Origin of the sequence: Ensifer sp., from assembly GCF_031989085.1 — a bacterium.
Lineage (GTDB): Bacteria > Pseudomonadota > Alphaproteobacteria > Rhizobiales > Rhizobiaceae > Ensifer.
Window position 1 is genome coordinate 122184 of sequence record NZ_DALZXU010000001.1, and the last position, 26937, is coordinate 149120.

Genomic DNA, 26937 nt, shown 5'->3' on the forward strand with positions numbered 1-26937 from the left:
ATCTCTGTCGGCCCCGACAAAGCGGGCTGATCGCCGTCCGACAAGGTTCTGACAGATGACAAGTGGAGATCCTATCCAATGACGCAGCCATTCAATCGTCGCGATGTCACGCTGAGCAATTGGCGTACCTTGCCCTATTCGCAATGGGCGTTTCAAAATGCCTGCGAATTGGTCCCGTCCGCCATCATCGCCTCCAGGCGCCAGGCTGAAACAGCGCCCCTTGATCTCGGGGCTTTGGCCACTCTTCCGGTTCAGTCGCTCTCAGGAGCGATGGTGACGCTGCCGGAATTCCTGACACAAAACTCCACTGACGCCTTTGTCGTGATGCGCAAGGGCGTGATCGAGGCGGAGTGGTATGCCCCCCACTACGATCCCGCCCAGCCACACCTGCTGTTCTCGATCACCAAATCGATCACCGGGCTGATCGCCGAAATCCTTGCCGAACAGGGCAAGCTCTCTTTCGACGATCTGGTCGGCGACCACATGCCCGATATGATCGGCTCCGCCTATGGCGATGTCAGCCTTCGGCACCTGTTCGACATGCAGGTCAGCGTCCAGTTCACCGACGATTTTCTCGATACCAGCGGCGCCTTCGATCGCTATCGCCGCGCCATGCTTTGGAACCCGGAAAAGCCGGGCGAGACAGCGCCTGATCTGCGGCCTTTCCTGGCCAGCATAGAGAGGGCGGCCCACGCGCACGGGACCTGCCATTCCTACCACTCCATCAACACCGACCTTGCCGGCATCCTGCTGGAAGTGATCACCGGTTCCCGCTTCGCAGACCTCGTTCGCGACATGATCTGGCTGCCGATCGGCGCCCATTCCGACGCCCACATCACGGTTGATCGCGCCGGCACGGCGCGGGCCGGGGGTGGCATGTCGGCAACGGCACGCGATCTTGCGCGGGTCGGCGAAATGCTGCGCCTCGGCGGTCTCGGCGTTGTCCCCGCCGACCGCGTTGCTGCGCTCTGGCGCGGCGGAGATCGCCAGATCTGGGCCGATGGGGACCAGGCTTACCTCTTCGACGGCGGCAGCTACCGCTCCTATTTTTATGAGGACGGGCACGGCGTTGTGGCTGGCATCGGCATTCACGGCCAATGGCTGTGGATCGACCCAGCCACCGAAACGGTCATCGTGCGGCTTTCGGCTGAACCCCTGCCGAGCAACGAGGAGCTCGACCACGTCGTCATCGCCATGTTGCGCGACGTCAGCAAGGCGTGACGTTCGGATCAGCCTGTCGAGGAGGCCTCTGGATGAACCACGGGCGTGACGCCAGCTGAATGTTGCGGGCCGCGACGTCGTGCGTTCATTGGCGCACGCCGTCGGCTCGTCAACCTGAGTTGACGGCGCGCATATCGTCAACTAACGTTGACGGCATGATTGATCCCGATGCCTTTCAGCCGTCCGAAGATCCCGCCGAAACGCTTGCCACCGTCGTGGCGCTCCGAAGGCTCGCTGACAGCCTGGAGCGCCAGGCCGTCGCGGCGGCGCTGGAAAAGGGGTGGTCGTGGGCAAGGGTTGCGCAGTGCCTCGGAATCTCGAAGCAGGCGGCACACAAGCGATTGTCGGATCTCGTCACGGTCAACAGGCGATAGGGAGCTCCATGTTCAAGCTGATCAAGCAGCGTCTCAACGATATCGGCACGCTAAAGGCGCTTTGTGAAGGCGCGGAGCGGCACGCCTTGCAAGACCAGCAGCGTGCTCCGGGAGCGGAGCACTTCCTGCTGGCCGCTCTCGATCTGCCGGACGGGACGGCGGGTCGGTCATTCGAGCGCGTCGGCGTCGACGCGTCCGGTCTTCCGCAGGCCATTCAGCGCCAATACGCCGAGGCGCTTCGTCCACTCGGCCTCGATCCCAGGATCGCAGCCGAGCTTGCACAGGCGCAGGCACCGTTGCCCAGCAATCGTGGTGCCTATGCTGCGGCCCCCTCGGGAGAAGAGGTGATGCAGGCACTGGCGGCCGACCGGGCAGGTCGAGGGCCGTTGCTCGGTGCCGATGTGGTGGCAAAGGTCGCCGGTCTCGATCGAGGCGTCGCCGCGCGCGCCTTGCGCCTGATGGGCGTCGAACCCGCTGCCCTCAGGGCCGCAGCCGAGGCGGAAGGCGATGCATGGCGCAATGCGCGTTGATCCGTCGCAGCGTATCGTTTTGCTCCGGCCGGATCCTGTGCGCCGACCTCACCGCGACAGCGATCGACCCCGCCGGCTGATCGTCGCAGCTGAATACTAATCCATTGCGCTAAGTGTCGGCATGTGATACTTAGCCTTATGGAACAGTATTCAGATCCACTCGACGGCATTTTCCAGGCTCTGGCCGATCCGACACGACGCGCGGTGCTGGCAAGGCTCGGGCGCGGTCCCGCCAGCATCAGCGATCTGGCAGGACCCTTCAGCATGGCCCTGCCATCATTCATGAAGCACATCCACGCCCTTGAAGGCAGCGGCCTGATCCGCACGCAGAAGCAGGGTCGGGTGCGCACCTGCGCCATCGAGGAAAGCCGCTTTGCCGCGATCGAAGCGTGGATGTCGACGCAGCGTGCGCTCTGGCAAGGCCGCACCGATCGGCTGGAGCAGTTCGTCACATCTGCAGAAAACAAGGAGAAATGACATGATCCGCTCTCCCGACCCCGATCTCGACCTGACGATATCGCGCCTGATCAAGGCGCCGCGGTCGGTGATCTGGCATGCCTGGACCGATCCAGCCCGCTTCGAACAATGGTGGGTGCCGGCGCCGGCCCGGTGCCAGGTGGTCGATATGGATCTGAGGCCGGGCGGCGCCTTCGTCACCCGGATCAGCGAGGGCGGCGGCGCTTTCGTGCCGCATCTGGATGCCTGTTTTCTGGCCGTCGACGACCACGCGCGCATCGTCTTCACCAATTCGCTGGTTGCCGGATGGCGCCCGGCCGAAAACCCTTTCATGACGGCGATCATCACGCTCAAGGATCATCCCGAGGGCACAGACTATGCCGCCCATGTCATGCACCGCAGCAATGCTGATCGAAACATGCACGAAGAAATGGGCTTCCACGATGGCTGGGGCACGGTCATCGGCCAGCTCGCCCGGCTCGTGGAGGGCAAGATCCAATAGCGGAGGCTCGCATGCGCAAGATTGTCCTGCAGATGATGACGACGCTCAACGGACGCCTCGACGATCCGCTCGCCTGGATGGGCACCGTCGGCGACGACCAGTACCAGGCGATCGACCGGCTCTACGCCGCCTATGACACCGTGCTCGTCGGCCGTGTCACCTACGAGGAGATGGCAGCCTATTGGCCGGGGGCCCTGTCGGAAGAGGTCGGCACCGAAACCAACCGCAAGATGGCGCGGCGCATGCACGACTATCGCAAACTGGTCTTCTCGCGCTCGGGGTCGCAGGCTCTGACAGAGTGGCATAATGTCGATCAGGTCGTTGCGGCCGACGACGCGGCACTGGCCGCCTGCCTTCGCGATTTGAAAGCGCGGCCGGGCGGCGACATCCACCTTTCGGGCGGTGCGAGCCTGGCGCGGAGCGTTGTCGGCCTCGGTCTCGTCGACGCCTTCCACTTCTTCGTCTATCCCGTCACATCGCCGGGCGTTTCATGGTTTTGCGGGCTTTCGCAACGGTACGACCTGCGCCTGATCGGCACGCAGACCTATGCGAACGGCGTCGTCGGTCTGCATTACGAGCCGCTCAAGGACCAGGGCGCGGAGCGGGCGGCGAGCTTTTCCGAACTGCTGGTTTGACGCCGCGCCGCCCGGCTTAACGGCGGGCCCTGTTTCATTCGTGCGCCTGACCGTCGCCGACGACACCGACCGCCCGCAGCAGGACGGCGGCAAGAACGGCGAGAATGCAGACGCCGGCGGCACTGACCATGGCGGCGCTGGAAAACCCTGCCATGAACGCCGCCTGTGCCTCCATGATCAGCCCGGCCGGCAGGGACAGGCCGGCCGCAGAGGCGGCCCACAGGCTGTCGGCGACCGCCCCCCGGACGTCGTCGCTCAGACCCGCCGGAATGCGGTCGAGGATGGCGCTGCGGTAGATGGCGGTCGCAAGGCTGCCCAGTATGGCGATGCCGAGCGAGATGCCGAGGTCCTGAACCGTTTCGGAGAGCGCCGCGGCCGAACCTGCCTTTTCGGACGGCGCCGATCCGACCACGAGGTCGGTGCCGAGCGCTGCGATCGTGCCCAGTCCGAGATAGGCAAGCGAAAATCCGGCGACGGCGATAATCGCTCCGGAAGCGTCACCGGCCACCTGGCTCAGCATCAGATAGCCGGGAACCGAGAGCCCCAGCGCGCCGGCCACCACGAAACCGGGGCGAACGCGCCGCGCAATCAGCGGTGCGGCAATACCGGCCGCAACCATGGCAAGGGCCGGCGGCCCCATCCAGAGACCGGCGACGAGCGGCGAGAAACCGGCCACGAGTTGCAGATACTGGGTCACCAGCAGCATCGTGCCGCCGACGGCAACGAGGCCGAAGAGGAGCACGATCAACGCGACGCTGAAGGCCCTGTCGGCAAACAGCGAAATGTCGAGCAGCGGATCGGCAAGGCGCCGCTGGCGGCGCACGAACAGGGCGGCAAAGACAAGGCCGACCACGATACCCGCCACCGGATCTGGACCAAGACCGCCTTTGGCGATCTGCTTGATGCCATAGATCACCGGCAGCATGGCGGCGAGCGACAGGCCGACGCTTGCCAGGTCCAGCGCGCCGGCCCGTGGCGCGCGATATTCCGGCAGAAGCACGGGCGCCAGGATAAGTAGTAGGCCGACGACGGGCACGGCGATCAGAAAGGCGGCCCCCCACCAGAAATGCGCCAGCAGTCCTCCGCCGACGACGGGGCCGAGCGCCATGCCGAGCGCGAACATCGTCGCCCAGATGCCGAAGCCAAGGGCGCGCTGGCGCGGATCGGCAAACATGTTGGTGATGAGCGCCAGCGTCGAGGGCATCAGGGTCGCACCCGCAATGCCCAGCAGCGCCCGGGCCGCGATGAGCATCGCGGCGGTGGTGGAAAAGGCGGCGATCGTCGAGGCCACGGCAAAGGCCGCCGCACCGATCATCAGCAGCCTGCGCCGTCCGATGCGATCACCGAGGGTTCCCATGGTGATGAGGAAACCGGCGATCATGAAGCCGTAGGCATCCATGATCCAGAGCGCCTCGGTGCTCGTCGGCTGCAGGTCGGCGGCCAGCGCCGGCAGCGCCAGATGAAGCAGGGTCAGATCGAGGCCGAGCAGGATGGTCGGCAGCGCCAGGAGGGCGAGCCCGAGCCATTCTCGGGCGCCGGCCGTGGCGGCGCGTGTCCGGGCTGCGCCTGTGGCATTGTCGGAAATCGTGTCGTGGAATTCGCACTGGGAAGTCATGTTGCCTCCTTGTTGTCGGCAGACTTTCCAGATGCAATCATCCTGTTACAATATGGGAAATTATCCTGTTACCAGAGGCAATAGCCATGTCCGACCGCACGCTTTCGCGCACGCGAGCCGATCTCTCTGCATTCCTGACGCGCCACCGCAAGAAACTCACTCCCCTCGACGCGGGCCTGCCGGCCACCGGCCACCGCCGCACCCCGGGGCTGAGGCGTGAGGAAGTGGCGTCCCTCGCGGGCGTCGGGCTCACCTGGTACACCTGGTTCGAGCAGGGGCGGGATATTCAGGTTTCGGAGAGTTTTCTGCTCAAGGTGGCGAAGGCGTTGAAGCTGGATGATGCCGAGTGCAGCCACCTGTTCCTGCTGGCGCACAGGCGGCCGCCGCCACCGGAAGCCTATCAGTGGCCATCGGTCAGCCCGCTGATCCAGCAATTGCTCGACGATCTCTCCGCCCGGCCTGCCTATGTCTTCAACCTGCGCTGGGACGTCGTCGCGTGGAACGGGCCTGCCGATGCCCTGTTTGCCTTTACCGGCCGCGCGCGATCGGATCGCAACATCATGCGGTTGATCTTCGCCGATCCGCAGTTCCGCCAACGGCTCCTCCACTGGCGAGACGAGGCGCCGAAGCTGCTGGCGCAGTTTCGCTATGATCTGGCGACCGCGCCCGACGATCCGGCGATGCTTCAGCTCGTCGACGAGCTGAGGCGGTTGTCGCCCGATTTCCGCCGCTGGTTCGACGAGCCGGGCGTGGAAAGCTGCGCGCGGGGCATCGAGGCCATGCTCGATGGCGGCGATGCCCCGCGGGCTTTCAAGCATGAAGTGCTGACCGTCGACGCGTACCGGCACCTCAGGATGGTCGTCTATTTCAGGCAGTAGCGCGGCCGCTCGCTGCGGCGGCCGTGCCACGTTTGTCGGGAGCCGGCTTATCCGTCGTGCTCCAGCGCCGCCTTCATGCGGTCATAGGTCGGGGCGAGGTCGCGCAGAATGGCGGCCGCTGCCGCATCCTTGTGCACGACCAGCGGATGCTGCAGCGCGCCGATGAGCCGGGCCTGTTCATCGGCAATGCGCGCCCCCTTCCGATAGCCCGCCCGTGCAAGGCAGGCGGCCGCGTCGGCCGCGCGACGGGCGCCGACGCCGACGGCAAAGTGGACCATGTGCGCGCGCAATCCCTTGTCGCAATTCGTCTCGATGCGTGCGGCAAGCGCTTCCGCGGCTCGCGAATTGCCGAGCGTCCCCGGGGGAACAGGCAGGGTTGTCTCCATCGACAGCCAGTGGATGGCAGCGGGGATCGACGCCCGGATCGTCTCGACCTCCGAAATCTCGGCAATACGGACGAAATCGGTGCGCATCGTATAGGCATCCCCATAGGTCAGCGTGTCGGCGCGCCAGGCTGCCATGAAGTTGGCAAGCGGCAGGCGCACATAGGGATGGCCGTGCGGATCGTGCATCAGCACGCTGTCCTCGTCCAGTTCGAGCACGACGACATAGTGGTCGGCCTCGATCGGCCCGCTCATGCCGGGCTGGTGGCGCAGGTGCCCCATCTCGACCGGGCCGATCCAGACCGGCCCGTCCTTGAGGGCCGAGCGCAGGCGCGAAAGCGCATCGTCGGCATCGCCGCCTTTGCTCAAGGTCGATGTCCAGCCGAGCGCGGCAAGCGCGCCCTCGGAACCGGCCTCCGGATCCCAGCCATAGGGGTCGAAAAAGGGCAGGGTGCCGCCGAGCATCTGCATGCCGAACGGACTGCCGGTGGCAAACTCGATCACCGCGGTGGAAGGCGCCTGCCCGCCGAACATCATCGCAAAAGAGTTGGCGTAGCAATAGGGGCCGGAGCCCGTATAGGCGAAAGGCGTCATGGTCATCGGTCCTTCTGGATCGTTTGAGACGTTGGATCGTGGGAGGTGATTCAGGTGATCGGGTAGGCGACGTCGAAGGATGCGCCGTGGCTACCCGGGGTGATCTCGTAAGGGCTGCCGCTGCCGTTGATGTCGCTTTGCGCATCGAGCCAGGCCTCGATGGCGTCGTAGACCCGCAGTATCCGCGGGAAGGCTTCGTAGGATGGCGGCACCGGCAGATAGACCTCGCGCCGTGTCGCCTGAAGGCGGATGCGCAGATCGTCGGCCGGTTCGACGCTGCCGGCATAGGCAATGGCGACCTCCACCAGTCCCTCGCTGTCGCGACTGACGGTGTCGTGGAAATGCACCGTCATGGCGCCGTCATTGGCAATGCCGCAGCGGCCGAGATAGCTGCGTATGTCTGCCTCGGCAGAGGCAACGAACGGATCGAGGCCATCGATCGCGACCAGCCGTTGGCGGTAGATCAGCTTGCAGGCGGGCACATCGCGTATCGCGATGGCTTGCGCCAGTTCGGCGTCTTGGCCATCGGTCTGGCGCGCGATCGCGTCCACCAGTTCGCTCTGCTCAACCAGCCGCTCGTTTTGCGCCGCGAGCCAGGATCGCAATTCGGCAAGCCGGCTTGTCGCATCGAGTTCGATCAGTTGCGCCACGCGACCAACCGGAATTCCGAGGCGCCGCAGGCGTGCGATCAGCCGCGCCCGGGCGGCCTGCTCCGGTGCATAGTAGCGATAGCCGGTCGCCGGATCGGTATAGGCAGGCACCAGCAGCCCCTGCTCGGCATAGAGCCGCAGCGCCTTCGGCGTAAGTCGTGTGGCCGCCCCGAAGCGGCCGGCAAGAAGATAGGATTCGCTCATGCAGTCGACTGTGGGGCTTGCCCCAGGGGCGAGGTCAAGAGCTATTCTTCGTCGTTGCGCGTCTCTGTGATCGCGCCTTCATTGATCCCCGGGCGACGGCGGGCACGGAGGTCTACCGCAGGGCGTTCCCACATGGCCGGAACGCCCTGCAGTGCTGTCATACGCTTAGGCCCGCGCTGCCCGCTGTCGCTTCAGCAAGCCGAGCGCGGCCAGCGTGACGACGGCCATCGTCGACGAATAGCCGGCTAATGGATAGGCGGTGTCGCCCCCGAGCAGCACCACCGCCAGCGTACCGAGCACCCCGACGATCAGGCTCTGGACGCAGAAATAAAGCGCGACCGCAGTTCCCGCCACGTGGCCGAAGGCCTCAAGCGCACCATTGGCGGTGACAGAACCGGTCAAGACGATGCCGACGGCGATCACCCACATCGGCGCCACGAAGGTTGAGAACGACGGGACGCCGAAGCTCTGCCCGATGACAAGCAGCACCGCGCCGACCATGAGAAGCGTCATGCCGCGGGCAAGACTGCCGGCAACGCCCCAGTGCGGCACGAGGCGTTTGGCGAAGCGGGTGGTGACGATCATCACCGCGGCCGCGGTCGCAAAGATCAGGCTGAAGGCGAGCTCGGAATAGCCCGCCCGGTCGATCAGCACGCGCGGCGCGGTCGAGAAGAACACGAAGAACGCGCCCATCGCCGCACTGAAGCCGAGCGTGTAGGTCCAGAACGCGCCGTTGCGCAGGATTGGCGCAAAGGACGGCCGGTGGCGGTCGATGCGGACAGGTCGGGTTTCCGGCCAGCGGGCGAGGGCGTGTGCGGTGGCACCTATCGCCAGCAGGCCGAGCGTGATGAAGATCGCCCGCCAGCCGTACTGGCCGGCGACAAGCGCACCGGCGATCGGTCCGAGCGCCGGCACGAAGGCGAGCATGGCGCTGAACAGAGCATAGATGGTCACGCCTTCGGGCCGCTCCGCATAGACATCGCGAACCGTGGCGAAGGTGGCGACAAGGGCCGCCGATGCGCCGATCGCCTGCAGCAGGCGCAGCGCGAGAAAGGCCGGGGCGGTCGACGTGGCAGCGATCATCAGGGACGCCGCCGCAAACAGAAGCGCGCCGCCGAGAAGCACCGGGCGCCGGCCGATGCGATCGGAAACCGGTCCGAAGACGATCTGGCCGACGCCGAGCACGATCATGTAGAGGCTGAGGCTCAATTGGATGACCGCCGGCGTGGTGCCGAGAATGCCGGGCATGGCCGGAACGACCGGCAGGTAGATATCCATCGCCAGCGAGGCGAGGATGTCGAAGGGCGCCATCAACAGCAGCGCTGCCGGCACCGAATAGGTCCAGTTAGGTGAATTGTGATTGGGCACGATAAAACATCCGCTCAAATGAATGACATTCGGCGGCGCTCTGCCTTGATATCGGGGCATTCAGTGACCGGACAGGCGCCGCAACAACGATTGGGACAGTTGTTGCGGCTTACCTGGTTGCTGTTTCAGTCGTCCCCATTCCGGTCTCCATCGAAATTCTGTGCGCCGTGGTTGACGCGCAATCCGTCATACCAGTCGAGCGGGCAAGCGACAACCGCTGGGCGCGGGTCTTTCCGGATCACGATTGCGGGCCGGGTTTCACCGTAAGCCGGTTCTCGACGGTCGCGACGCCAATGACCGATCGCGCCGCATCGCCCGCGCAGGCGACATCGGCCTCGCTTGGCACCTGGCCTGACAGCACGATCATTTCGCCAAGCGCGAACACCTCCATATCGGTGGTGTCGATGAAGGTGGCATAGCGGATGAAGCGCAGGACCTTGCCCGCCAGATCGTCATCCTTCAGGTGAGGATCGTCGTCTTGATGCGAATAGATCGGCTTCTCTGTTGGCATTGGCTTTTTCCCGGTGCTGTTCGGGAACGCTGGGGATAGTGGAATGTTCCGGCCTTTCGTCTCCGGCCCTGCGGCTGCGGCCGATGGATCCCGCAACCTTGCGGCGGGGCCGCGAACGGGTCTATCTCTGTCGGACCGATCGCAAGGCTGATGCATGTCCGATATTTTCCTGAACGTCCTGCCCGTCTTCATCCTCATCCTCACCGGCTGGCTGATCGTCAGGTTTGGCTACCTGAAGCCGACCGTCGGCGACGCGCTCGGCGATTTCGTCTTTCGCGTCGCGGTGCCGGTTCTCTTGTTTCGCACGATCGCGGAGGCAGACTTCAAGGACGGCTCGCCCTGGCCGCTTTGGGTCGCCTATTTTTCCGGTGTCGCGGTCACCTGGACCATCGGGCATCTGGTGGCAACGCTCGCCTTCGGGCGCGATGCGCGCATGGGCGTGCTTGCCGGCGTTTCCTCCGCCTTCGCCAACACGGTCTTCATCGGCCTGCCGCTGGTGTCGCGCATCGTCGGCGAGGAGGGGATCGTGGCGTTGTCGATCCTGTTGTCGGTGCATCTGCCTTTCATGATGATCGCCGGCACGGTGCTGATGGAGCGCGCCGAGCGCAAGGTGAGCGGCAAGCCGGGGCAAAGCCCGCTGAAGCTCTTGGCCGGCGTTGCCCGCAACCTCGCGCGCAACCCTCTCGTCATCGGTCTTGCCCTGGGCGCCGCCTTCCACCTCGTCGACCAGCCGCTCGTGGGCCCGCTCAAGAGTGTCGTGGATCAGCTTGCAGCCGTCGCGGCGCCAGCCGCACTCGTCTCGATTGGCATGGCGCTCGACAAGTATGGCCTTGCCGGCAATCTGGGTCTCGCGACGGTGACGAGCCTTCTGAAGCTCGTCGTCCTTCCGGGTGTCGTCTTTGCCGCCTGCCACCTACTCGGCCTCAACGATAACTGGACGACGGCGCTCGTCTTGACCTCGGCGGTGCCAACCGGCGTCAACGCCTGGCTGATCGCCAACCACTTCAATGTCGGACATGCGCTGGCGTCTTCGACGATCACCCTGACGACGGCACTCGGGGTCGTCAGCGTTTCGGCCTGGGCCTATGTGTTGATGTAGAGCAACGCGGGGCACGCGGGCTTCCCAGACGAAAGACAGCAAAAAGCCCGGCGCGGTGGCCGGGCTTCTCGAAATCGGATCTTGAAGATGCTGCGGCTTATTGCGCCGGTGCCGGCTGGCCTTCCGGAGCAGCCTGGCCCTCGGTCGGCTTGGCTTCGGTTGCCGGTGCTGCGGCCGGAGCCTGCTGGCCTTCGGCCGGCTTCTCGGCGGCACCTTCGGCAGCAGGAGCGGGTGCAGCTTCTGCGGAAGAAGCGGATGCGTCTGGCAGAGCGACCGGGGTGTCGGCATGTTCGCGCAGATAGGCGATCAGGTTGGCGCGCTCGTCAGGCTTCTTGACGCCGGCAAAGCCCATGGCGGTGCCCGGAACGTGCTTCTTCGGTGCTTCGATGAAGAAGCTGAGGTGGTCGTAGTCCCAGACGACCTTGCCGCCTTCGGCAAAGGTCTTCATGCCAGCCGAATAGCTGAAACCTTCATGCGAGGCGATCGGGCGGTCGACGAGACCCCACAGGTTGGGGCCGACCTTGTTGGCCCCTCCCTTATCCACGGTGTGACAGCTTGCGCATTTCTTGAACACGGTTTCGCCGGCCGCAGCGTCTGCCTTCAGCAGCAACGGCTTGATGTCGACTTCGGCCGCTTCCTGGGCGCCTGCGCCGGCGTCAGCGGTGCCTTCTTCGGCAACGATCGCGAAGCCTTCCTTTTCGGGAGCCTCGGAATGGAAAATGCCTTCCGACGCAATGGATACGGACATCAGAACGAAAACCGTACCCAGAAAGGCACCCACGCCCATGTTCACATATGAGTTCATCTGCAAACGCTCCCTTTGCCACCGGCGTAAACAAAAACCCGGCCCATCTTGAAATCGCGCGGAACCTATGTCTTTTGGCTCTGCGTTGCAACAGACATTATGGGCCCCGAACTGAGACTTTTTGACACTTTGGCGGGGTTTTTGAAGGCCACATCATGAATCGCGAAAATTCAGGCAAAGCCATCGTGCTCATTCCGGCGCGCATGGCCTCCACCCGTCTGCCGGGCAAGCCGCTCGCCGATATTTGCGGCCTGCCGATGATCGTCCAGGTTGCCAGGCGCGCGGCGGAAGCTGGTGTCGGACGCGTCGTCGTCGCCGTCGACGACCAGACCGTGTTCGATGTCGTACGCGACGCCGGCTTCGAAGCGATCATGACAAGGGTCGACCACCAGTCCGGATCCGACCGTATTTACGAGGCCCTGCAAAAGGCCGACCCGCACCGCGAGGCGGAATTCGTCATCAACGTGCAGGGCGATCTGCCGACGATCGAACCCGCTCCGATCCGCGCCTCGCTGCGGCCGCTCCTCGACAACGCGGCGACCGATATTGCCACCCTGACGGTGGCAATCACCGACGAGGACGAGAAGAAGAGCCCGAACATCGTCAAGATCGTCGGCTCGCCATTGTCCCAGACGCGCCTGCGCGCGCTTTATTTTACGCGCGCGACCGCGCCCTATGGCGAAGGTCCGCTCTATCACCACATCGGTCTTTATGCCTATCGCCGCCAGGCGCTCGAAAACTTCGTTGCCCTGAAGCCGTCGACGCTCGAAAAACGCGAATCGCTTGAGCAGCTGCGGGCGCTTGAAGCCGGCATGCGCATCGATGTCGAAATCGTCGACACGGTTCCGCTCGGTGTCGATACGCCGGTCGAGCTGGAAAAAGCCCGCCGCATCCTTTCCGAAAAAGCCTGAGAAGGAAGACAGTGTGACCACGAAGACCAACAGGATCTCCTTCCAGGGCGACTACGGCGCCAATTCCGACATGGCCTGCCGCGACATGTTTCCGTCGATGGAGCCGCTTCCCTGCCAGACCTTCGAAGACGCCTTCGTGGCGGTGGAAAACGGTGAAGCCGATCTGGCGATGATCCCGATCGAAAACACCATTGCCGGCCGCGTCGCCGACATCCATCACCTTTTGCCCGAATCGCGCCTGCATATCGTCGGCGAGTATTTCATGCCGATTCGCTTCCAGCTGATGGTGCTGCCGGGCGTGGCGCGTGACGAGATCCGCACGGTGCACAGCCACATTCACGCACTCGGCCAATGCCGCAAGATCGTGCGCGCCAACGGCTGGAAGCCGGTGGTCGCCGGCGATACGGCCGGTGCCGCCAAGCTGGTATCGGAACAGGGCGATCGCTCCATGGCGGCGCTGGCGCCGCGGCTTGCAGCCGATCTCTATGGTCTCGACATCGTCGCAGAAAATGTCGAGGACACGGAAAGCAACGTGACGCGCTTCGTCGTGCTGTCGCGCGAGGAGGTGCGTCACGACCGTCATGCCGATGACGAACTGATCATCACGACATTCGTGTTCAACGTGCGCAACATCCCGGCCGCCCTCTACAAGGCGATGGGCGGCTTTGCCACCAACGGCATCAACATGACGAAGCTCGAGAGCTATCAGCTCGGCGGCAAGTTCGTCGCCACGCAGTTTTATGCCGACATCGAGGGGCATCCGGATGACGTCGGCGTGCGTCACGCCATGGACGAGTTGCGCTTCTTCTCCGAAAAGGTCCGCATCCTCGGCATTTACAAGGCGCACCCGATGCGCGGAGTCCTCTAGGTCTCCGCAACTGCAGATCAGGCTTACCAATGCGTTAACCCGCTACGCGTCTGGTGCATGCCCGGTCTGCAATCGCGGAGGTACCTAAATAATGTGCAAATGCCTATTTGACACTCGTTCACATATGGAGTGTTAAAAATGAAGATCCGTCAGAAGATCGTTGAATATGCAAAAATGCGCCGTGCGATCCGCGAGCTGAATTCGCTGGACGACCACGCCCTGAGCGATATCGGTATCTCCCGTTCGCAGATCCAGGCTGCCGTTTACGGTCGCTAAACAGCACCATTCGCCGTATCCCGCCACCCAAGCTGGCGGGATACGCGCAACGCACTACGGCGTCCTTTGCACATCGCTACGATGCGCAAAGGACGCCGTAGCACTTTGAAGCGTCAGCATGATTTCATGCTGTGGACCTAGTCGTCGAAGAGGCACACGCGCAGGCGGTGTCCATCCGGGTCAAGCGCTACGAAGGTCGGTCCGAAATCCATCTTCGTCAGCTCCTGCGCGATCGCCAGGCCAGCACTTTTCCAGTTTTCATAGTGCGCGCGCACCGCGTCTTCGTCCTTCACCATGAAGGCCAATTCGCTGCGGCTGGCGATCTTTGAAGGTGGCGGCACGACCGTGTCCTGCGCCCAGAGCCCGAGCACGAAACCGTTCTGCAGGTCGAAGGACGAAAAGGTCGGGAAGGAAACGAGCGGCTCCCTGCCGAGCAGCTTGCGATAGAAGCCGACGCTTGCCAGCGGATCGGCGACATAGAAAATGATGAGATTAGCCTGAGCCATGATCTGTCTCCTTGTTGGGAGTTCAGACTAGCGCGCCATACTGCCAATTCCTGTCAGCATCGATGGGGCTGCGCTACGGCGAATTCGCCCCGGTGTCAGGGGCGGTAATCTTCTGGCTCGCCCGCCATTCGGCAAGCAGCGCCTGCCGCCGGCGACCATAGCGCGTGGCGCTCATATCGGCCCGCCGGATCCTGTCGGTGCGGAAATGCCGGAACCCCTGGCGCAGCTCGCACCATGCCACCAGCACCCGGACATTCTCGAAGAAGCCGAGCGCAAACGGCCAGACGGTGCGTCGGGTCTCGCCGCCATCGGTGTCGATATAGGCGATGTCGAGCTTGTGCTCTTGGCGGATGGCTTTGCGCAGAAGCGCAACGTCGATGCGCTCGGCTGCGGTCGGGGCTGGTCCGACAAGCAGCGTCGAGGCGTCGAGTTCGTCGCGAAGGTCTGCCGGAAGCACTGCGGCGATCTTGGCAAGCGCGTTGCCGGCCGCCGCCGCCAGATGGGTGTCGGCACGTTTTGCCACCCAGCGCGAGCCGAGCACCAGCGCCTCGATCTCCTCCTGCGAGAACATCATCGGCGGCAGCATGAAGCCGGGCTTCAGAATGTAGCCGAGCCCCGGCTCGCCCTCGATATGGGCGCCCTGCGCTTGCAGGCTGGCGATGTCGCGGTAGAGCGTCCTGAGGCTGACGCCGGTTTCCTCGGCCAGCCGTCGGCCGCTAACGGGCTGCCGGAAGCGCCGGAGAACCTGCAGGAGGTCGAGCAGCCGTTCGGAGCGGGACACGTCGGACCTCCACGTATCGGCTGGCGATGCTCAGCCGTTTTCGCCCCAGGCCAGCCAGTCGCGCATCAGCTGATGGGCGATGGCGCCCTTCGGCGGCGGGACATGTTGGTTGCCGGTATCGGCTACACCGGTCGTGCGTTCCAGCATTGCAGCGGTTTCTGCGCGCGTGAACCAGCGCACGTCCTCGAGTTCCTGTTCGTCGCGTTTGATGACGGTCGATTGCGCCTCCGCATAGCAGCCGATCATCAGCGTATGCGGCATCGGCCAGGGTTGAGAGGCATGGTAGCGCACCCGGCCGACGCGGATACCGGATTCCTCATGGGTCTCGCGGCGGACGGCATTCTCGATGGTCTCGCCCGGCTCGACGAAGCCGGCAAGGCACGAATACATGCCTGCGGTGAAGTGCGGGCTGCGGCCGAGCAGGCAAAGATCGCGCTCAAGGTCGATCGTCAGCATGATGACCACGGGGTCGGTGCGCGGAAAGACCAGGTGGCCGCAGGCGGTGCAAACCCGGCGATAGCCTCCGGCCTTGCCCTCCATCGGTCCGGCGCAACGGCCGCAAAAGCGGTTGTTGGCGTTCCAGGTGATGAGGCTCGATCCTTGCGCGAATTGCCCGAGAAGCTCTTCGCGCAGCATCTGCTGGCGATAGAGCGTGCGCCCGTCGGCGATCTTGAACGGCTCGGCGATCGTGTCCTCGGTCAGCCCGGTCGGCACGGCCAGTCGCGGCTCGCCGTTCGGCAGGTAGCCGAGCAGGATGGTTTCGTCGAGCACCGGGTCGAGCCCCTCGAGTTCATAGGGGGCAAACAGCGGATCGATGATCTTCTCGTCGTGCTTGACGATGAGCTTCGGTCCCGAGAAGGCGAGGAAATGCGCGCCGGGATGCTTGAGCGCGACCTCGACGCAATCGTCGGCGCGGTGCTCGGACTGGCGATCGAGGTGATTTTCGGAAAAGGCGACGAGGGTGCTCGGCTCCGGATGTGGGCTTCGAAGGTCAAAGATCGATTTCGTCATGTTCAGAGATTTTCCAGAATGCGGGCTGCAAATACCTGATGGTCTCTTTCGCCCCACGGCTGCGACGTGCCGAAGCCCCAGACGGGTCCGGGCCAGTTCGGGTCGCCGTCGCTGCGGGCGATGATATGCACGTGGAGCTGCCGGACGATGTTGCCAAGCGCGCCGACATTGATCTTCTCGGCGCCCGTCACCTTTTTCAAGGCCGTCGCAACCATGTTGGTCTCGAACGTCAGCATCGTCTGGTCGAGCGGCGTCAGATCGAAGATCTCGGAAATGCCCGCCCGTTGGGGAATGAGGACAAGCCAGGGCCAGCGGCGATCGTTCATCAGGCGCATCTGGCAAAGGCCGATCGAGGCGATCGGAATGCCATCGCGTTCAAGCCGCTCGTCAAGGGTGAATGTCGTCAAGCAAGTCTCCTTGGGCCGGCGGCAGATTCGTCTTGTTTTGCATATCGATATCAGTTTTTTGACGGCTTGGCTTGCATTTGCTTGCGATATTGCCGATATGGGAGCCGGGAGGTTGGTGGTGGACGAGCCACTCGCCAACCGGGTCAGGTCCGGAAGGAAGCAGCCCTAACGAGCCCCGGCACGGGTCATCGTGCCAGCCTCCCACCTGCCTGTTTGCTGAGGTCGAAACCGCTCTCAGCAAACAGGCAGAACCACACAAGGTTACGGCGATCAGGCGCATCCGTTGCGAGGCGCGGTCCCGTAAATCCGTCCTGTCGGGACACGAATTCATAAAGCGGCAGGGTCGATGAGCGACGAAACGTCCATTTCATCCGAACAGAAACCAGCCGCCTATCGCGTTCTGGCGCGCAAGTATCGCCCCAAGGATTTCTCCGACCTGATGGTCGGCCAGGAGCCGATGGTGCGCACGCTGACCAACGCGTTCGAAACCGGCCGCATCGCCCAGGCCTATATGCTGACCGGCGTTCGCGGGGTTGGAAAGACCACCACCGCCCGTATTCTCGCCCGCGCGCTGAACTACAAGACGGCCGATATCGATCGGCCGACGATCGACCTGCGCGTCCCCGGCGAGCACTGTCAGGCGATCATGGAGGGGCGCCACGTCGACGTCATCGAGATGGACGCCGCTTCCCATACCGGCATCGACGACATCAGAGAGATCATCGAGCAGGTCCGCTACCGTCCCGTGTCGGCGCGCTACAAGGTCTATATCATCGACGAAGTGCACATGCTGTCGACGCAGGCCTTCAACGGCCTGTTGAAGACGCTCGAAGAGCCGCCGGAGCATGTGAAATTCATCTTCGCGACCACCGAAATCCGTAAGGTTCCGATCACCGTTCTGTCGCGCTGCCAGCGCTTCGATCTCCGGCGCATCAGCGGCTCCGACCTCGTCGGCCTGTTTTCCACCATTCTCGGCAAGGAAGGCGTTTCGTTCGATCCCGAAGCGCTGGCGATGGTCGCGCGCGCAGCCGAAGGTTCGGCCCGTGACGGCCTGTCTCTGTTAGACCAGGCGATCGCCCATGGCGGCGGTTCGGTCGAGGTCGAGACTGTGCGCTCGATGCTCGGCCTTGCCGATCGCGCCCGCATCGTCGATCTGTTCGAGCATATCGTTAAGGGCGATGTTGCCGCGGCGCTCGGCGAATTCACGGCGCAATACGAGGCCGGCGCCAACCCGACCGTTGTTCTGACCGACCTTGCCGATTTCACCCATCTCGTCACCCGGCTCAAATACGTGCCGGATGCCGCCAGCGATCAGTCGCTGAGCGAGATCGAGCGCACGCGCGGCGCGGAATTTGCCGGCAGCGTCGCCGTCACCACGCTCTCGCGCATCTGGCAGATGCTGTTGAAGGGCATTCCAGAGGCCGAAAGCTCGTCGCGCCCGGCGGGTGCGGCCGAGATGGTGCTGATCCGGCTTGCCCATGCGGCCCATCTGCCCTCGCCGGAAGACGCGGCGCGACGGGTGCTTGAACTGTCGGGCAGCGATGGCGGCGGTGCCCGCCCGGCCCCAGGTGGCGGCAATGGCGGCGGCATGCAGGCGTCAGTCGGTGCACCCGTGCAGGCACAGGCCATTCAGCCGGCATCGATGGGACGCCCGACCGGCAATGGCGCGACGATGCTGCGCGCGGTCCCCGATGTCAGCCCTCAGCCGATCAGCGTCGGACAGATCGAAGAGCGACCCGCGATCGCGCCTGTCGCCAAGGCGCAAGCCTCGGTGCCGGTCAATTCGGTCAGCGACATCGCCGATCTCTGCGGCAAGAACAAGGATATCAAGCTCAAGACGCTGGTGCGCGGCTTCGTGCGGCTGGTTCGCATCGAGCCCGGGCGTCTCGATGTCAATGTGACCGATGACGCGCCCAAGACCTTGCTCGGCGAACTCGCCGTCAAGCTCAAGGAGTGGACGGGCATTCACTGGATCGTCAGCTACAGCCGCGAGCCCGGCGAGCCGACCCTGATCGAAGCCGAGCAGCGCGCCCAGGAAAAACGTGTGAGCGATGCGCGCCAGGATCCTGATGTCGCCGCCATTCTCGCCCGCTTCCCGGGCGCCAAGATCACCGACGTGCGCATCCGCGCCGTCGAGGAGGAAGAGACCGAGAGCGTTGCTCCGGCCACAGCCGAATCTGCCGATGGCGATATCGTCCCCGGCGACGATATCGAATAATCAGTCGGACGAACGACCGGACATTTTTTGAGAGAACAGGAGACGACGATGCGCGACATCATGGGGATGATGGGCAAGGTCAAGGAAATGCAGGCCAAGATGGAGAAGATGCAGGCGGAAATCGCCGCACTCGAAGTCGACGGCACCTCCGGCGGCGGTCTCGTCACCGTCCGCCTCGACGGCAAGGGCGCGCTCAAGAGCCTGAAGATCGATCCGTCGCTGTTCAAGGAAGACGACGTCGAGATCCTCGAAGACCTGATCGTCGCCGCCCACAAGGACGCCAAGGACAAGGCCGAAGCCGTCCAGGCGGAAAAGACCCGCGAACTCACCGCCGGCCTGCCGATCCCGCCCGGCATGAAGCTGCCGTTCTGATTGTTTCTCAATTCATCGATGCGTAAGCAGGCGGGCTGTTGACCGGTTCGGTTACCAGCCTTGACCGTTCTGAAAATACCCTGCGCCGCCGGTTGATCCGCACGGCGCAGTGCCGTTTGATCGTTCGCCTCGACCCGCCACTGGCGCCGACGGCAAAGCGTGGTAAATTGCCGCCTCCTGAGGAGGATCGCGCAATGTCGCTCACATCCCTGCTTATGTTTGCCGGCGCCTTGTTGCTGGCGGCCGGTTCGCCCGGGCCGAGTGTCGCAGCACTTGTGGCTCGCGTCCTGTCCAAGGGCGCGCGCGACGTCCTGCCTTTCCTCATGGCGCTCTGGATCGGCGAGGCCATCTGGCTTTCGTTTGCGGTCGCGGGTCTTGCGGCGATTGCCGAAAGCTTCCACCTGCTCTTCGTCGCCATCAAATGGCTGGGTGTCGCCTACCTGCTCTATCTCGCCTGGAAGATGTGGACGGCCGAGCCCGATATGCCGGGCGAGGGCCTGCCGCCGTCCCGTTCGGCCTCGAAGCTCTTCTTCGCCGGCCTGACCGTCACGCTCGGCAATCCCAAGGTGATGATGTTCTACGTGGCGCTGCTGCCCTCGATCATCGATCTGCGCTCGGTCACCCTGATCGGCTGGATGCAGCTGGTCGCAACCATGCTGGTTGTCCTCGTCGTCGTCGATCTCGGTTGGGTCACCATGGCTGCCAATGCGCGCAAGCTGTTGAAGAGCAAGCGTGCGGTTCGCATCGCCAATCGCGCCAGCGCCGGAACCATTGCCGGAGCAGCCGTCGTCATCGCCAGCCGTTGAGCCTTGTTCCGCTGCGTCCGTTGGCCGCGTCATATTCCGGTTAGGCGATTCCGTTTGCCGGCGATATGGGCTAAAAGCGCGGCATGGCAAAGCGAGTCACCGGTCCCGAAATCGAAAAACTGATCCAGCTTCTGGCGAAGGTGCCGGGGCTCGGGCCGCGCTCGGCGCGGCGCGCGGCGTTGCATCTGGTCAAGAAGAAGGACCAGCTTCTTGGCCCCTTGGCGGAAGCCATGGGCGAGGCCCACCGCAAGGTGCGCATCTGCTCGTGCTGCGGCAATGTCGACACCATCGATCCCTGCACGGTGTGCGCCGATGAGCGCCGCGACCACACGATGATAATCGTCGTCGAGGACGTTGCTGATCTCTGGGCGCTCGAGCGCGCCGGCGCCATGAACGCCGCCTATCACGTGCTCGGCGGCACGCTGTCTCCGCTCGACGGCGTCGGCCCCGACGACCTCAACATCAAGGGCCTGGTGCAGCGCGTGGCCAATGGCGGCGTGCGTGAACTGATTATCGCCGTCAATGCCACCGTCGAGGGCCAGACAACCGCCCACTACATCACTGACCAGCTCGAGGGCATGGACGTGAAGATCACCCGGCTCGCCCACGGCGTGCCGGTCGGCGGCGAGCTCGACTATCTCGACGAGGGCACGCTGGCCGCTGCCCTTCGCGCCCGCACCTCGATCTGACGCTGTGAACCGCCGCGCACTTTCGCGCGACACGCATTAGGAAAGCCGGATGCTGAGATTTCTATCACTGTCGACCCTGCTGTTGGTTGTTTTCGCGGGCTTCGCCCAGGCCGCCTCCAAAGCGGATGTCGAAAACCAGTTTCGCCAGTGGCTGCAACGCGATCTCTGGCCTGAAGCCGAAAAATCGGGCGTGTCGGCGCGGTCCTTCAAGGCGGCCTTTGCCGACGTGAAGCTCAACTGGGACCTGCCCGACCTGGCACCTCCCGGTTTTCCGAAACCCAGGGAACAGAAGCAGAGCCAGGCGGAGTTTTCCTCGCCCGGCAGCTACTTCTCGGAAAAGCGCCTGCAGGGGCTGGCGGCAACCGGGCGGAGCCTTGCCTCGACCCACGCTTCCACCTTGAAGCGGATCGAGAAGACCTATGGCGTGCCGGCATCGGTGGTGGTGGCGATCTGGGGGCGAGAATCCGGCTTCGGCCGTGCGAAAATTCCCTATCCGGTCGTTGACGTGCTGGCGACCAAGGCCTTCATGTCGACGCGACCGGACCTGTTTCGCCGCGAACTGATCGCCGCCCTGCATATCCTGGAAAGCGGCGACGTCGAGGAGGCCTCGATGCGCGGTTCCTGGGCCGGCGCCATGGGCCAGCCGCAGTTCATGCCGTCGAGTTTCCTGCAATATGCCGTCGATTTCGACGGCGACGGTCGCCGCGACATCTGGAATTCGGTGCCCGACAGCCTGGCCTCGATCGCCAACTATCTCGTCAAGAAGGGTTGGCAGCGCGGTCGCGACTGGGGCTTCGAAGTGTCGATCCCGGCGGGCGTCACCTGCGCGCAGGAAGGACCCGATCTCGCACGGCCGATGTCTGACTGGGCCGCCAAGGGCATCACCCGCATTTCTGGCAAGGCGTTCCCCTCGCACGAGCTTTCCGCGCCGTCGATGATGCTGGTTCCGGCCGGCACTCATGGGCCGGAATTCATCGTCACGCCGAATTTCTACGTGCTCAAGGAGTACAACAACTCCGACCTCTATGCGCTGTTCATCGGTAATCTCGCCGATCGCATCGGCTCGGGCGGCGGTGCGTTCCGGGGCGCCTGGGGCGATGTCGGCAACATGCTGCGCTCCGATGTGCTCGCGATGCAGAAGGCGCTGGTCGCCAAGGGTTACGACGTCGGCAAGGCCGACGGTCTTGCCGGCTACAAGACCCGCCGCTCGCTCGGCGACTGGCAGGCCAAGAATGGTCTGGCGCCGACGTGCTTTCCCGATGCCTCGCTGAAGGCGAAGCTTCGGTAAGCCGGCACTCTCCGTCAGCGGCGAGCAGTCCGGGCCGTTCGGCGTCGATTGGAGGGGAGTGCGCCCTCGACCGGGCGCAGTCGGTCAGTGCATGTCGACATCCACCTGTCGCTTGTAGCGCTCGTAGTGGGTGGGAACGATCGTCTGGCGCTCGATCATGCGGTGCACCCGCGGCGGTGCGGCACCGCGATGCAGAGCCGTCAGTTTCTCGCCGACCGAGGCGTCGGCCTGGGTGCGGCGCTGGTTGTGGCGCACATATTCCACCCAGGTCGGCACGTGATAGGTCTCCGTCCAGGTGGTCGGGATTTCGAGGTCCCGCATCAGCGCCCAGTGGCCGGCGCCGTCGCGGATGCGGATGCGCCGCCGCTCGGCCATGGTTTCCAGAAACTCCGGAATGTCGCCATCGTCGATCTCGTAATCGATCATGATGACGATCGGGCCGCTGCGCGGCTTGAGGTCAAGCTCGAGCAGCGGCTCGTTGAACCGGTTGAGCGGATCGAGATTGAGCGACTTGAACTCCGGCAGCGGCAGGCGCAGGCCGACAACCGCCCCCGCCAGCATCAGCAGACAGGAGGCGAGCAGCGCGGTGGTCGCGCCATATTGTTCGGCCGTCGTGCCCCAGAGCCAGCTGCCGCCGGCAATGCCGCCGAAGGTCATGGTCTGGTAGAGCGACAGCGCCCGGCCGACGACCCAGCGCGGGGCCGAGAGCTGGACCGTGGTGTTGAACAGCGACAGCGCCAGCACCCAGGACGCGCCCGAAGCCAAAAGCACGAGACAGCTCAGCCATGCATAGGGGCTGAACGCGATCACTAGCGTGCTCAAGGCAAAGCCGCCGAAGGCCAGACGCACGATCGCCTCGCTCGACATCATCTCGCGCAGCCTTGCGCTCAACAACGCGCCGCCGATGGCGCCGAGGCCGAAGCCGCCGAGCATCAGGCCATAGGTGAGCGGGCCGCCCTTGACCAGATCGCGCGCCACCAGCGGCAGAAGCGCCAGGATGGCGCTCGCCGACAGGCCGAACAGGAAGCCGCGCACCAGCACCTTGCCGATGTTGGGCGACATCACGACATAGCGCAGCCCCGCCGTGATCGCCCGCCCGAGCGTTTCGCGCGGCAGCGGGCTCATCGTCACCTCTCGCCGCCAGCGCACCAGCGCGAACAGGATGGCGAAGTAGCTGAGCGTGTTGGCGGCAAAGGCCGCCGCCGCCCCGGCGGTCGCCACGATCACGCCGCCGATCGCCGGGCCGACGCTGCGGGTGATGTTGAAGCCCATGCTGTTGAGCGCGACGGCTGCAGGAAGATCGTCGCGCGGGACCATGTCGCCGACCGAGGCCTGCCATGAGGGGTTGTTGAGCGCGGTGCCGCAGCCGATCAGGAAGGTGAAGAGCAGGAGAAGCCACGGCGTGATGAGGCCGAGATAGGCACAGACGGTCAGAAGTGCGGACACGGTCAGCATGAAACACTGGGCGATCAGCATGATCCGGCGCCGGTCGAAATTGTCGGCGAGCGCGCCCGACACCAGCGAGAACATCATGATGGGAAGCGAGGTCGAGGCCTGCACCAGCGCGACCATGTTGGCCGAGGAGGAGATCGAGGTCATCAGCCAGGCGGCGCCGACCGACTGGATGAGGCCGCCGAAATTGGAGGCGAGGCTCGCGATCCAGATCGTGCGGAAGATGTCATGCTTGAAGGGGGCAAGTGGGGAAATTCGGGTGGGCACCTCGTCTTCTCTCTCGTGTCTCTTGATTGCGATATCGAAGCGGTTCGTTGCCTGTTATAAACCTCGAAGACCGAAGTGCCAGCCGCTGAAACTTGCCGTCCTGTCGATTGCGTCTCGCTCGCGCCGCGCGGGCGCCCCGGGCGGCCTGCGGTCTAACACCTTGCAATTTGCGGCAACGAGGCGTATATGGGCCTCAAATTCTTGATCGGTAGATGAAGAGTGGGCCCGTCAGGACCCGCTCTTTTTTATTACCCGGTCCCATGAGGAGACATCGTTTGTCCGATCCGACAACCGCTGAAAATGAATATGAACCCCGCCTGATCACCGAGACCGGTCTTGATCAGCGCATTGCCGACATCATCGAGCCGGTGCTGACGCCGATGGGCTATCGCCTGGTTCGCGTGCGCATGTCCGGCCAGAATGGCATGACGCTGCAGATCATGGCCGAGCGCAACGACGGCACCATGACCGTCGACGATTGCGAAGCCATTTCGATGGCCATCTCGCCGGTGCTCGATGTGGAAGATCCGGTCGACAAGGCGTATCATCTGGAAGTGTCGTCGCCCGGCATCGACCGCCCGATGGTTCGCAAGTCCGATTTCTTCCGCTGGCAGGGTCACCTGCTGAAATGCGAGACTTCGGTCCTGGTTGAGGGCCGCAAGCGTTTCCGTGGTAAGATCGTGTCCGTGGATGCGGATGGCTTCCAGCTCGAGCGCGACCAGCCTGCCTATGGCGAGGAAGCCACGGTCAACGTTCCGTTCACCACGCTTGCGGAAGCGCGGCTGATCCTGACCGACGATCTGATCCGCGACGCCCTGACGGCCGACAAGAAGGCCAAGGCAGCGCGCGCCGCGAACGAGAATTTCGAAGACGAAGATTCACCTATCGAAGAATAAAAGCCGGGGCGGTGCTTGAGGCCCCCTGCAACCAGACGGAGACATGAGATGGCAGTCAGTGCTAACCGGCTCGAGCTTCTGCAGATCGCAGATGCAGTGGCACGCGAAAAGGTGATCGACCGCGAGATCGTTCTGGCCGCGATGGCCGATGCGATCCAGAAGGCCGCGCGCTCCCGCTATGGCTCGGAATCCAACATCCGCGCCGACATCAATTCCAAGACCGGCGAAATCCGCCTGCAGCGTCTCCTGGAAGTGGTCGAGAAGGCGGAAGACTATTCCACGCAGATCCCGCTCGAACTGGCACGCGACCGCAATCCGGACGCCAAGCTCGGCGACTTCATCGCCGACCCGCTGCCGCCGATGGATTTCGGCCGTATCGCCGCCCAGTCGGCCAAGCAGGTCATCGTGCAGAAGGTGCGCGAAGCCGAGCGTGACCGCCAGTTCGACGAGTTCAAGGATCGCGTCGGCGAGATCGTCAACGGCACGGTCAAGCGCGTCGAATACGGCAACGTCATCGTCGATCTCGGCCGTGGCGAAGGCATCATCCGTCGCGACGAGATGATCCCGCGCGAAAACATGCGCTACGGCGACCGCGTCCGCGCCTTCGTCTACGACGTTCGCCGCGAACAGCGCGGCCCGCAGATCTTCCTTTCGCGCACGCATCCGCAGTTCATGGTCAAGCTCTTCACCATGGAAGTGCCTGAAATCTATGACGGCATCATCCAGATCAAGTCGGTTGCCCGCGACCCGGGTTCGCGCGCCAAGATCGCCGTGATCTCGAACGATAGTTCGATCGATCCGGTCGGTGCATGCGTCGGTATGCGCGGTTCGCGCGTTCAGGCCGTCGTCGGCGAACTGCAGGGCGAAAAGATCGATATCATTCCGTGGTCGCAGGACCCGGCATCGTTCATCGTCAACGCGCTGCAGCCGGCGGAAGTCGCCAAGGTCGTTCTCGACGAAGATGCAGAGCGCATCGAAGTGGTCGTTCCCGACGAGCAGCTGTCGCTGGCCATCGGCCGTCGCGGCCAGAACGTTCGCCTCGCTTCGCAGCTGACCGGCTGGGACATCGATATCCTCACCGAGCAGGAAGAAAGCGAACGTCGCCAGAAGGAATTCAACGAGCGCACCAACCTGTTCATGGACTCGCTCGACGTCGACGAAATGGTCGGCCAGGTCCTGGCTTCCGAAGGCTTTGCCGCCGTCGAGGAGCTTGCCTATGTCGAACTCGACGAAATTGCCTCGATCGACGGCTTCGACGACGAGACCGCCACCGAAATCCAGACCCGCGCCCGCGAGTACCTGGACCGGCTGGAAGCCGAGATGGATGCCAAGCGCAAGGAGCTCGGCGTTGCCGACGAACTGCGCACGATCAACGGCCTGACCAGCCCGATGCTGGTTGCGCTCGGCGAGGAAGGCATCAAGACCATCGAGGACTTCGCCGGTTGCGCCGCCGACGACCTGGTCGGCTGGAGCGAACGCAAGGATGGCGAGACCAAGCGCTTCGACGGCACGTTCTCGAAGTTCGAGGTTTCCCGCGCCGAAGCGGAAGCCATGATCGTTCAGGCCCGTCTTGCGGCCGGCTGGATCACTGAAGACGACATTGCCGGTGAACAGGAAGAAGAAGAGGCGATCGAGGTTGCCGAAGGCGCGGAACAGGACGCCTGATGGCGACGACCGCATCGACTGACGCTGATGCTCTGCCTTCGGACAAGGGTCCGAAGGACAAGAGCGACAGCACAAGGACTTGCATCGTCACGCGCGAGAGTGGCTCGCCCGACGATCTGATCCGCTTTGTTGCCGGACCCGACGGCCGCATCGTTCCCGATCTGAAGCGTCAGCTTCCGGGACGCGGCTGCTGGATCAAGGCGGAGCGGGCGCTGGTCGAAAAGGCCATGGCGAAGAAACTCTTCGCCCGGGCCCTGAAGGCCGACGTCAAGGTCGATGCGACGCTTGCCGACGACTTGGACAGGCTGCTCGTCGAGCAGCTTGCCGGCATGATGAACTTGGCGCGCAAGGCGGCCCAGTTCATCTCCGGGGCGACGAAGACCGAGCAGGCAGTTCGTGGATTGGCGGCGCTTGCCGTCTTCCACGCGAGTGATGCGGCCGCCGACGGCGTCCGCAAGATAGACCAGGCCCGCAAGGCGATGAGCTTTGTGGTTGAAGATGAAACGGAAATACCCGCGTTCCGCCCCTTCACGGCGGCGGAAATGGAGGGCCTTTTGGGAAGTAATGCTTTTATCCATGCCGCAACGCTTGCAGGGCAGGCGGGTGAGGGTGTAGTGAAGCGCGCAATCATGCTCGAAAAGTACCGTGGATCCGTCCCGGTCCGGGCCGAAGGCGGCGCTGGCAAGCCACAGCAATGAC

Annotated in this window: 30 protein-coding genes and 1 other RNA gene; 20 read left to right on the forward strand and 11 right to left on the reverse strand. The window is 64.0% G+C overall.

Translation table 11 applies throughout. From position 1 onward, the window contains the following. Nucleotides 1–78 precede the first annotated feature (78 nt). From RTP54_RS00550 to RTP54_RS00575, 6 genes are all read left to right on the forward strand, one after another. Entirely contained in the window at nucleotides 79–1221 is a 1143-nt protein-coding gene (locus RTP54_RS00550; RefSeq protein ID WP_312360009.1) for a serine hydrolase, read from the forward strand. Nucleotides 1222–1376: 155 nt separating this feature from the next. Next, nucleotides 1377–1595, forward strand: coding sequence for a helix-turn-helix domain-containing protein (locus RTP54_RS00555; RefSeq protein WP_112809490.1), 219 nt, complete (start codon nucleotides 1377–1379; stop codon nucleotides 1593–1595). Between the two features lie 8 nt (nucleotides 1596–1603). Beyond that, the gene (locus RTP54_RS00560) at nucleotides 1604–2125 is read left to right on the forward strand and encodes a Clp protease N-terminal domain-containing protein (RefSeq protein ID WP_312360015.1); all 522 of its coding nucleotides are present in this window, start codon (nucleotides 1604–1606) and stop codon (nucleotides 2123–2125) included. Between the two features lie 138 nt (nucleotides 2126–2263). Next, nucleotides 2264–2602, forward strand: coding sequence for a metalloregulator ArsR/SmtB family transcription factor (locus RTP54_RS00565; protein WP_312360018.1), 339 nt, complete (start codon nucleotides 2264–2266; stop codon nucleotides 2600–2602). Between the two features lies 1 nt (nucleotide 2603). Further along, nucleotides 2604–3083, forward strand: coding sequence for an SRPBCC family protein (locus RTP54_RS00570; RefSeq protein ID WP_312360021.1), 480 nt, complete (start codon nucleotides 2604–2606; stop codon nucleotides 3081–3083). Nucleotides 3084–3094: 11 nt separating this feature from the next. Then, nucleotides 3095–3718, forward strand: coding sequence for a dihydrofolate reductase family protein (locus RTP54_RS00575; protein WP_312360024.1), 624 nt, complete (start codon nucleotides 3095–3097; stop codon nucleotides 3716–3718). A 34-nt stretch (nucleotides 3719–3752) separates the two neighbouring features. On the opposite strand, the gene RTP54_RS00580 is transcribed toward RTP54_RS00575, so the two are convergent. Continuing rightward, on the reverse strand, nucleotides 3753–5333 hold the full coding sequence (locus RTP54_RS00580) for an MFS transporter (RefSeq protein WP_312360027.1): 1581 nt from the start codon (nucleotides 5331–5333) through the stop codon (nucleotides 3753–3755). 86 nt (nucleotides 5334–5419) lie between these two features. Here RTP54_RS00580 and RTP54_RS00585 point away from each other — a divergent pair, with 86 nt between their 5' ends. Further along, nucleotides 5420–6211: a helix-turn-helix transcriptional regulator gene (locus RTP54_RS00585; protein WP_312360028.1), complete on the forward strand. Its 792-nt coding sequence runs from the start codon at nucleotides 5420–5422 to the stop codon at nucleotides 6209–6211. A gap of 47 nt (nucleotides 6212–6258) precedes the next feature. Here the strand turns inward: RTP54_RS00585 and RTP54_RS00590 are convergent, their stop codons facing one another. The 4 genes from RTP54_RS00590 to RTP54_RS00605 all read right to left on the reverse strand — a co-directional run bounded on the left by RTP54_RS00590 (nucleotide 6259) and on the right by RTP54_RS00605 (nucleotide 9921). Next, complete coding sequence (locus tag RTP54_RS00590) at nucleotides 6259–7188, reverse strand: hypothetical protein (RefSeq protein WP_312363112.1); 930 nt, start codon at nucleotides 7186–7188, stop codon at nucleotides 6259–6261. Nucleotides 7189–7238: 50 nt separating this feature from the next. After that, nucleotides 7239–8042 (reverse strand): MerR family transcriptional regulator, encoded by an 804-nt coding sequence (locus tag RTP54_RS00595; protein ID WP_112809301.1) that lies wholly within the window; start codon nucleotides 8040–8042, stop codon nucleotides 7239–7241. A 165-nt stretch (nucleotides 8043–8207) separates the two neighbouring features. After that, nucleotides 8208–9410 carry a CmlA/FloR family chloramphenicol efflux MFS transporter gene (cml, locus tag RTP54_RS00600; RefSeq protein WP_312360030.1) on the reverse strand — a complete coding sequence of 401 codons (1203 nt, stop codon included), beginning with the start codon at nucleotides 9408–9410 and terminating at the stop codon, nucleotides 8208–8210. 238 nt (nucleotides 9411–9648) lie between these two features. Continuing rightward, nucleotides 9649–9921 carry a BON domain-containing protein gene (locus RTP54_RS00605; protein ID WP_312360033.1) on the reverse strand — a complete coding sequence of 91 codons (273 nt, stop codon included), beginning with the start codon at nucleotides 9919–9921 and terminating at the stop codon, nucleotides 9649–9651. 154 nt (nucleotides 9922–10075) lie between these two features. Here RTP54_RS00605 and RTP54_RS00610 point away from each other — a divergent pair, with 154 nt between their 5' ends. Continuing rightward, complete coding sequence (locus tag RTP54_RS00610; protein ID WP_312360035.1) at nucleotides 10076–11020, forward strand: AEC family transporter; 945 nt, start codon at nucleotides 10076–10078, stop codon at nucleotides 11018–11020. 97 nt (nucleotides 11021–11117) lie between these two features. Here RTP54_RS00610 and RTP54_RS00615 read toward each other — a convergent pair whose 3' ends face one another. Continuing rightward, entirely contained in the window at nucleotides 11118–11825 is a 708-nt protein-coding gene (locus RTP54_RS00615) for a cytochrome c family protein (protein WP_312360037.1), read from the reverse strand. 155 nt (nucleotides 11826–11980) lie between these two features. Here RTP54_RS00615 and RTP54_RS00620 point away from each other — a divergent pair, with 155 nt between their 5' ends. The 3 genes from RTP54_RS00620 (at nucleotide 11981) to RTP54_RS00630 (ending at nucleotide 13880) form a co-directional block, all read left to right on the forward strand. Continuing rightward, entirely contained in the window at nucleotides 11981–12736 is a 756-nt protein-coding gene (locus RTP54_RS00620) for a 3-deoxy-manno-octulosonate cytidylyltransferase (protein WP_312360039.1), read from the forward strand. A gap of 13 nt (nucleotides 12737–12749) precedes the next feature. Next, nucleotides 12750–13604 (forward strand): prephenate dehydratase, encoded by an 855-nt coding sequence (locus RTP54_RS00625; RefSeq protein ID WP_312360042.1) that lies wholly within the window; start codon nucleotides 12750–12752, stop codon nucleotides 13602–13604. A 138-nt stretch (nucleotides 13605–13742) separates the two neighbouring features. After that, nucleotides 13743–13880, forward strand: a complete 138-nt coding sequence (locus tag RTP54_RS00630; RefSeq protein WP_065784874.1) for a DUF1127 domain-containing protein — start codon at nucleotides 13743–13745, stop codon at nucleotides 13878–13880. A 137-nt stretch (nucleotides 13881–14017) separates the two neighbouring features. On the opposite strand, the gene RTP54_RS00635 is transcribed toward RTP54_RS00630, so the two are convergent. From RTP54_RS00635 to RTP54_RS00650, 4 genes are all read right to left on the reverse strand, one after another. After that, nucleotides 14018–14386, reverse strand: coding sequence for a VOC family protein (locus RTP54_RS00635; RefSeq protein WP_312360056.1), 369 nt, complete (start codon nucleotides 14384–14386; stop codon nucleotides 14018–14020). Between the two features lie 73 nt (nucleotides 14387–14459). Next, on the reverse strand, nucleotides 14460–15167 hold the full coding sequence (locus RTP54_RS00640; protein WP_112809293.1) for a helix-turn-helix transcriptional regulator: 708 nt from the start codon (nucleotides 15165–15167) through the stop codon (nucleotides 14460–14462). A gap of 30 nt (nucleotides 15168–15197) precedes the next feature. Beyond that, the gene (gene nudC / locus RTP54_RS00645) at nucleotides 15198–16178 is read right to left on the reverse strand and encodes an NAD(+) diphosphatase (RefSeq protein ID WP_112809292.1); all 981 of its coding nucleotides are present in this window, start codon (nucleotides 16176–16178) and stop codon (nucleotides 15198–15200) included. A gap of 2 nt (nucleotides 16179–16180) precedes the next feature. Continuing rightward, nucleotides 16181–16585, reverse strand: coding sequence for an HIT domain-containing protein (locus RTP54_RS00650; protein WP_112809291.1), 405 nt, complete (start codon nucleotides 16583–16585; stop codon nucleotides 16181–16183). Nucleotides 16586–16692: 107 nt separating this feature from the next. On the opposite strand from RTP54_RS00650, the gene ffs reads away from it, so the two are divergent. The 6 genes from ffs to RTP54_RS00680 all read left to right on the forward strand — a co-directional run bounded on the left by ffs (nucleotide 16693) and on the right by RTP54_RS00680 (nucleotide 21958). Continuing rightward, nucleotides 16693–16790, forward strand: an RNA gene (gene ffs, locus RTP54_RS00655) — signal recognition particle sRNA small type. A 141-nt stretch (nucleotides 16791–16931) separates the two neighbouring features. Continuing rightward, nucleotides 16932–18803 (forward strand): DNA polymerase III subunit gamma/tau, encoded by a 1872-nt coding sequence (locus RTP54_RS00660; RefSeq protein WP_112816387.1) that lies wholly within the window; start codon nucleotides 16932–16934, stop codon nucleotides 18801–18803. A 48-nt stretch (nucleotides 18804–18851) separates the two neighbouring features. Then, nucleotides 18852–19175: a YbaB/EbfC family nucleoid-associated protein gene (locus RTP54_RS00665; protein ID WP_112809289.1), complete on the forward strand. Its 324-nt coding sequence runs from the start codon at nucleotides 18852–18854 to the stop codon at nucleotides 19173–19175. Nucleotides 19176–19369: 194 nt separating this feature from the next. Next, a complete protein-coding gene (locus tag RTP54_RS00670; protein WP_112809288.1) occupies nucleotides 19370–19981 on the forward strand; it encodes a LysE family translocator in 612 nt (203 codons plus the stop codon). 83 nt (nucleotides 19982–20064) lie between these two features. Next, nucleotides 20065–20670 (forward strand): recombination mediator RecR, encoded by a 606-nt coding sequence (recR, locus tag RTP54_RS00675; protein WP_112809287.1) that lies wholly within the window; start codon nucleotides 20065–20067, stop codon nucleotides 20668–20670. A 49-nt stretch (nucleotides 20671–20719) separates the two neighbouring features. Next, complete coding sequence (locus RTP54_RS00680) at nucleotides 20720–21958, forward strand: lytic murein transglycosylase (protein ID WP_312360078.1); 1239 nt, start codon at nucleotides 20720–20722, stop codon at nucleotides 21956–21958. Between the two features lie 84 nt (nucleotides 21959–22042). Here the strand turns inward: RTP54_RS00680 and RTP54_RS00685 are convergent, their stop codons facing one another. After that, nucleotides 22043–23677 (reverse strand): MFS transporter, encoded by a 1635-nt coding sequence (locus RTP54_RS00685; protein ID WP_112809285.1) that lies wholly within the window; start codon nucleotides 23675–23677, stop codon nucleotides 22043–22045. 260 nt (nucleotides 23678–23937) lie between these two features. On the opposite strand from RTP54_RS00685, the gene rimP reads away from it, so the two are divergent. The 3 genes from rimP to RTP54_RS00700 are packed head-to-tail and all read left to right on the forward strand — an operon-like array spanning nucleotide 23938 to nucleotide 26936. Then, nucleotides 23938–24573, forward strand: a complete 636-nt coding sequence (gene rimP, locus RTP54_RS00690; protein ID WP_312360080.1) for a ribosome maturation factor RimP — start codon at nucleotides 23938–23940, stop codon at nucleotides 24571–24573. Nucleotides 24574–24621: 48 nt separating this feature from the next. Continuing rightward, on the forward strand, nucleotides 24622–26238 hold the full coding sequence (nusA, locus tag RTP54_RS00695) for a transcription termination factor NusA (RefSeq protein ID WP_112816389.1): 1617 nt from the start codon (nucleotides 24622–24624) through the stop codon (nucleotides 26236–26238). Continuing rightward, nucleotides 26238–26936: an RNA-binding protein gene (locus RTP54_RS00700; protein ID WP_112809282.1), complete on the forward strand. Its 699-nt coding sequence runs from the start codon at nucleotides 26238–26240 to the stop codon at nucleotides 26934–26936. The genes nusA and RTP54_RS00700 overlap by 1 nt, the downstream gene beginning before the upstream one ends. Nucleotide 26937 lies beyond the last annotated feature (1 nt).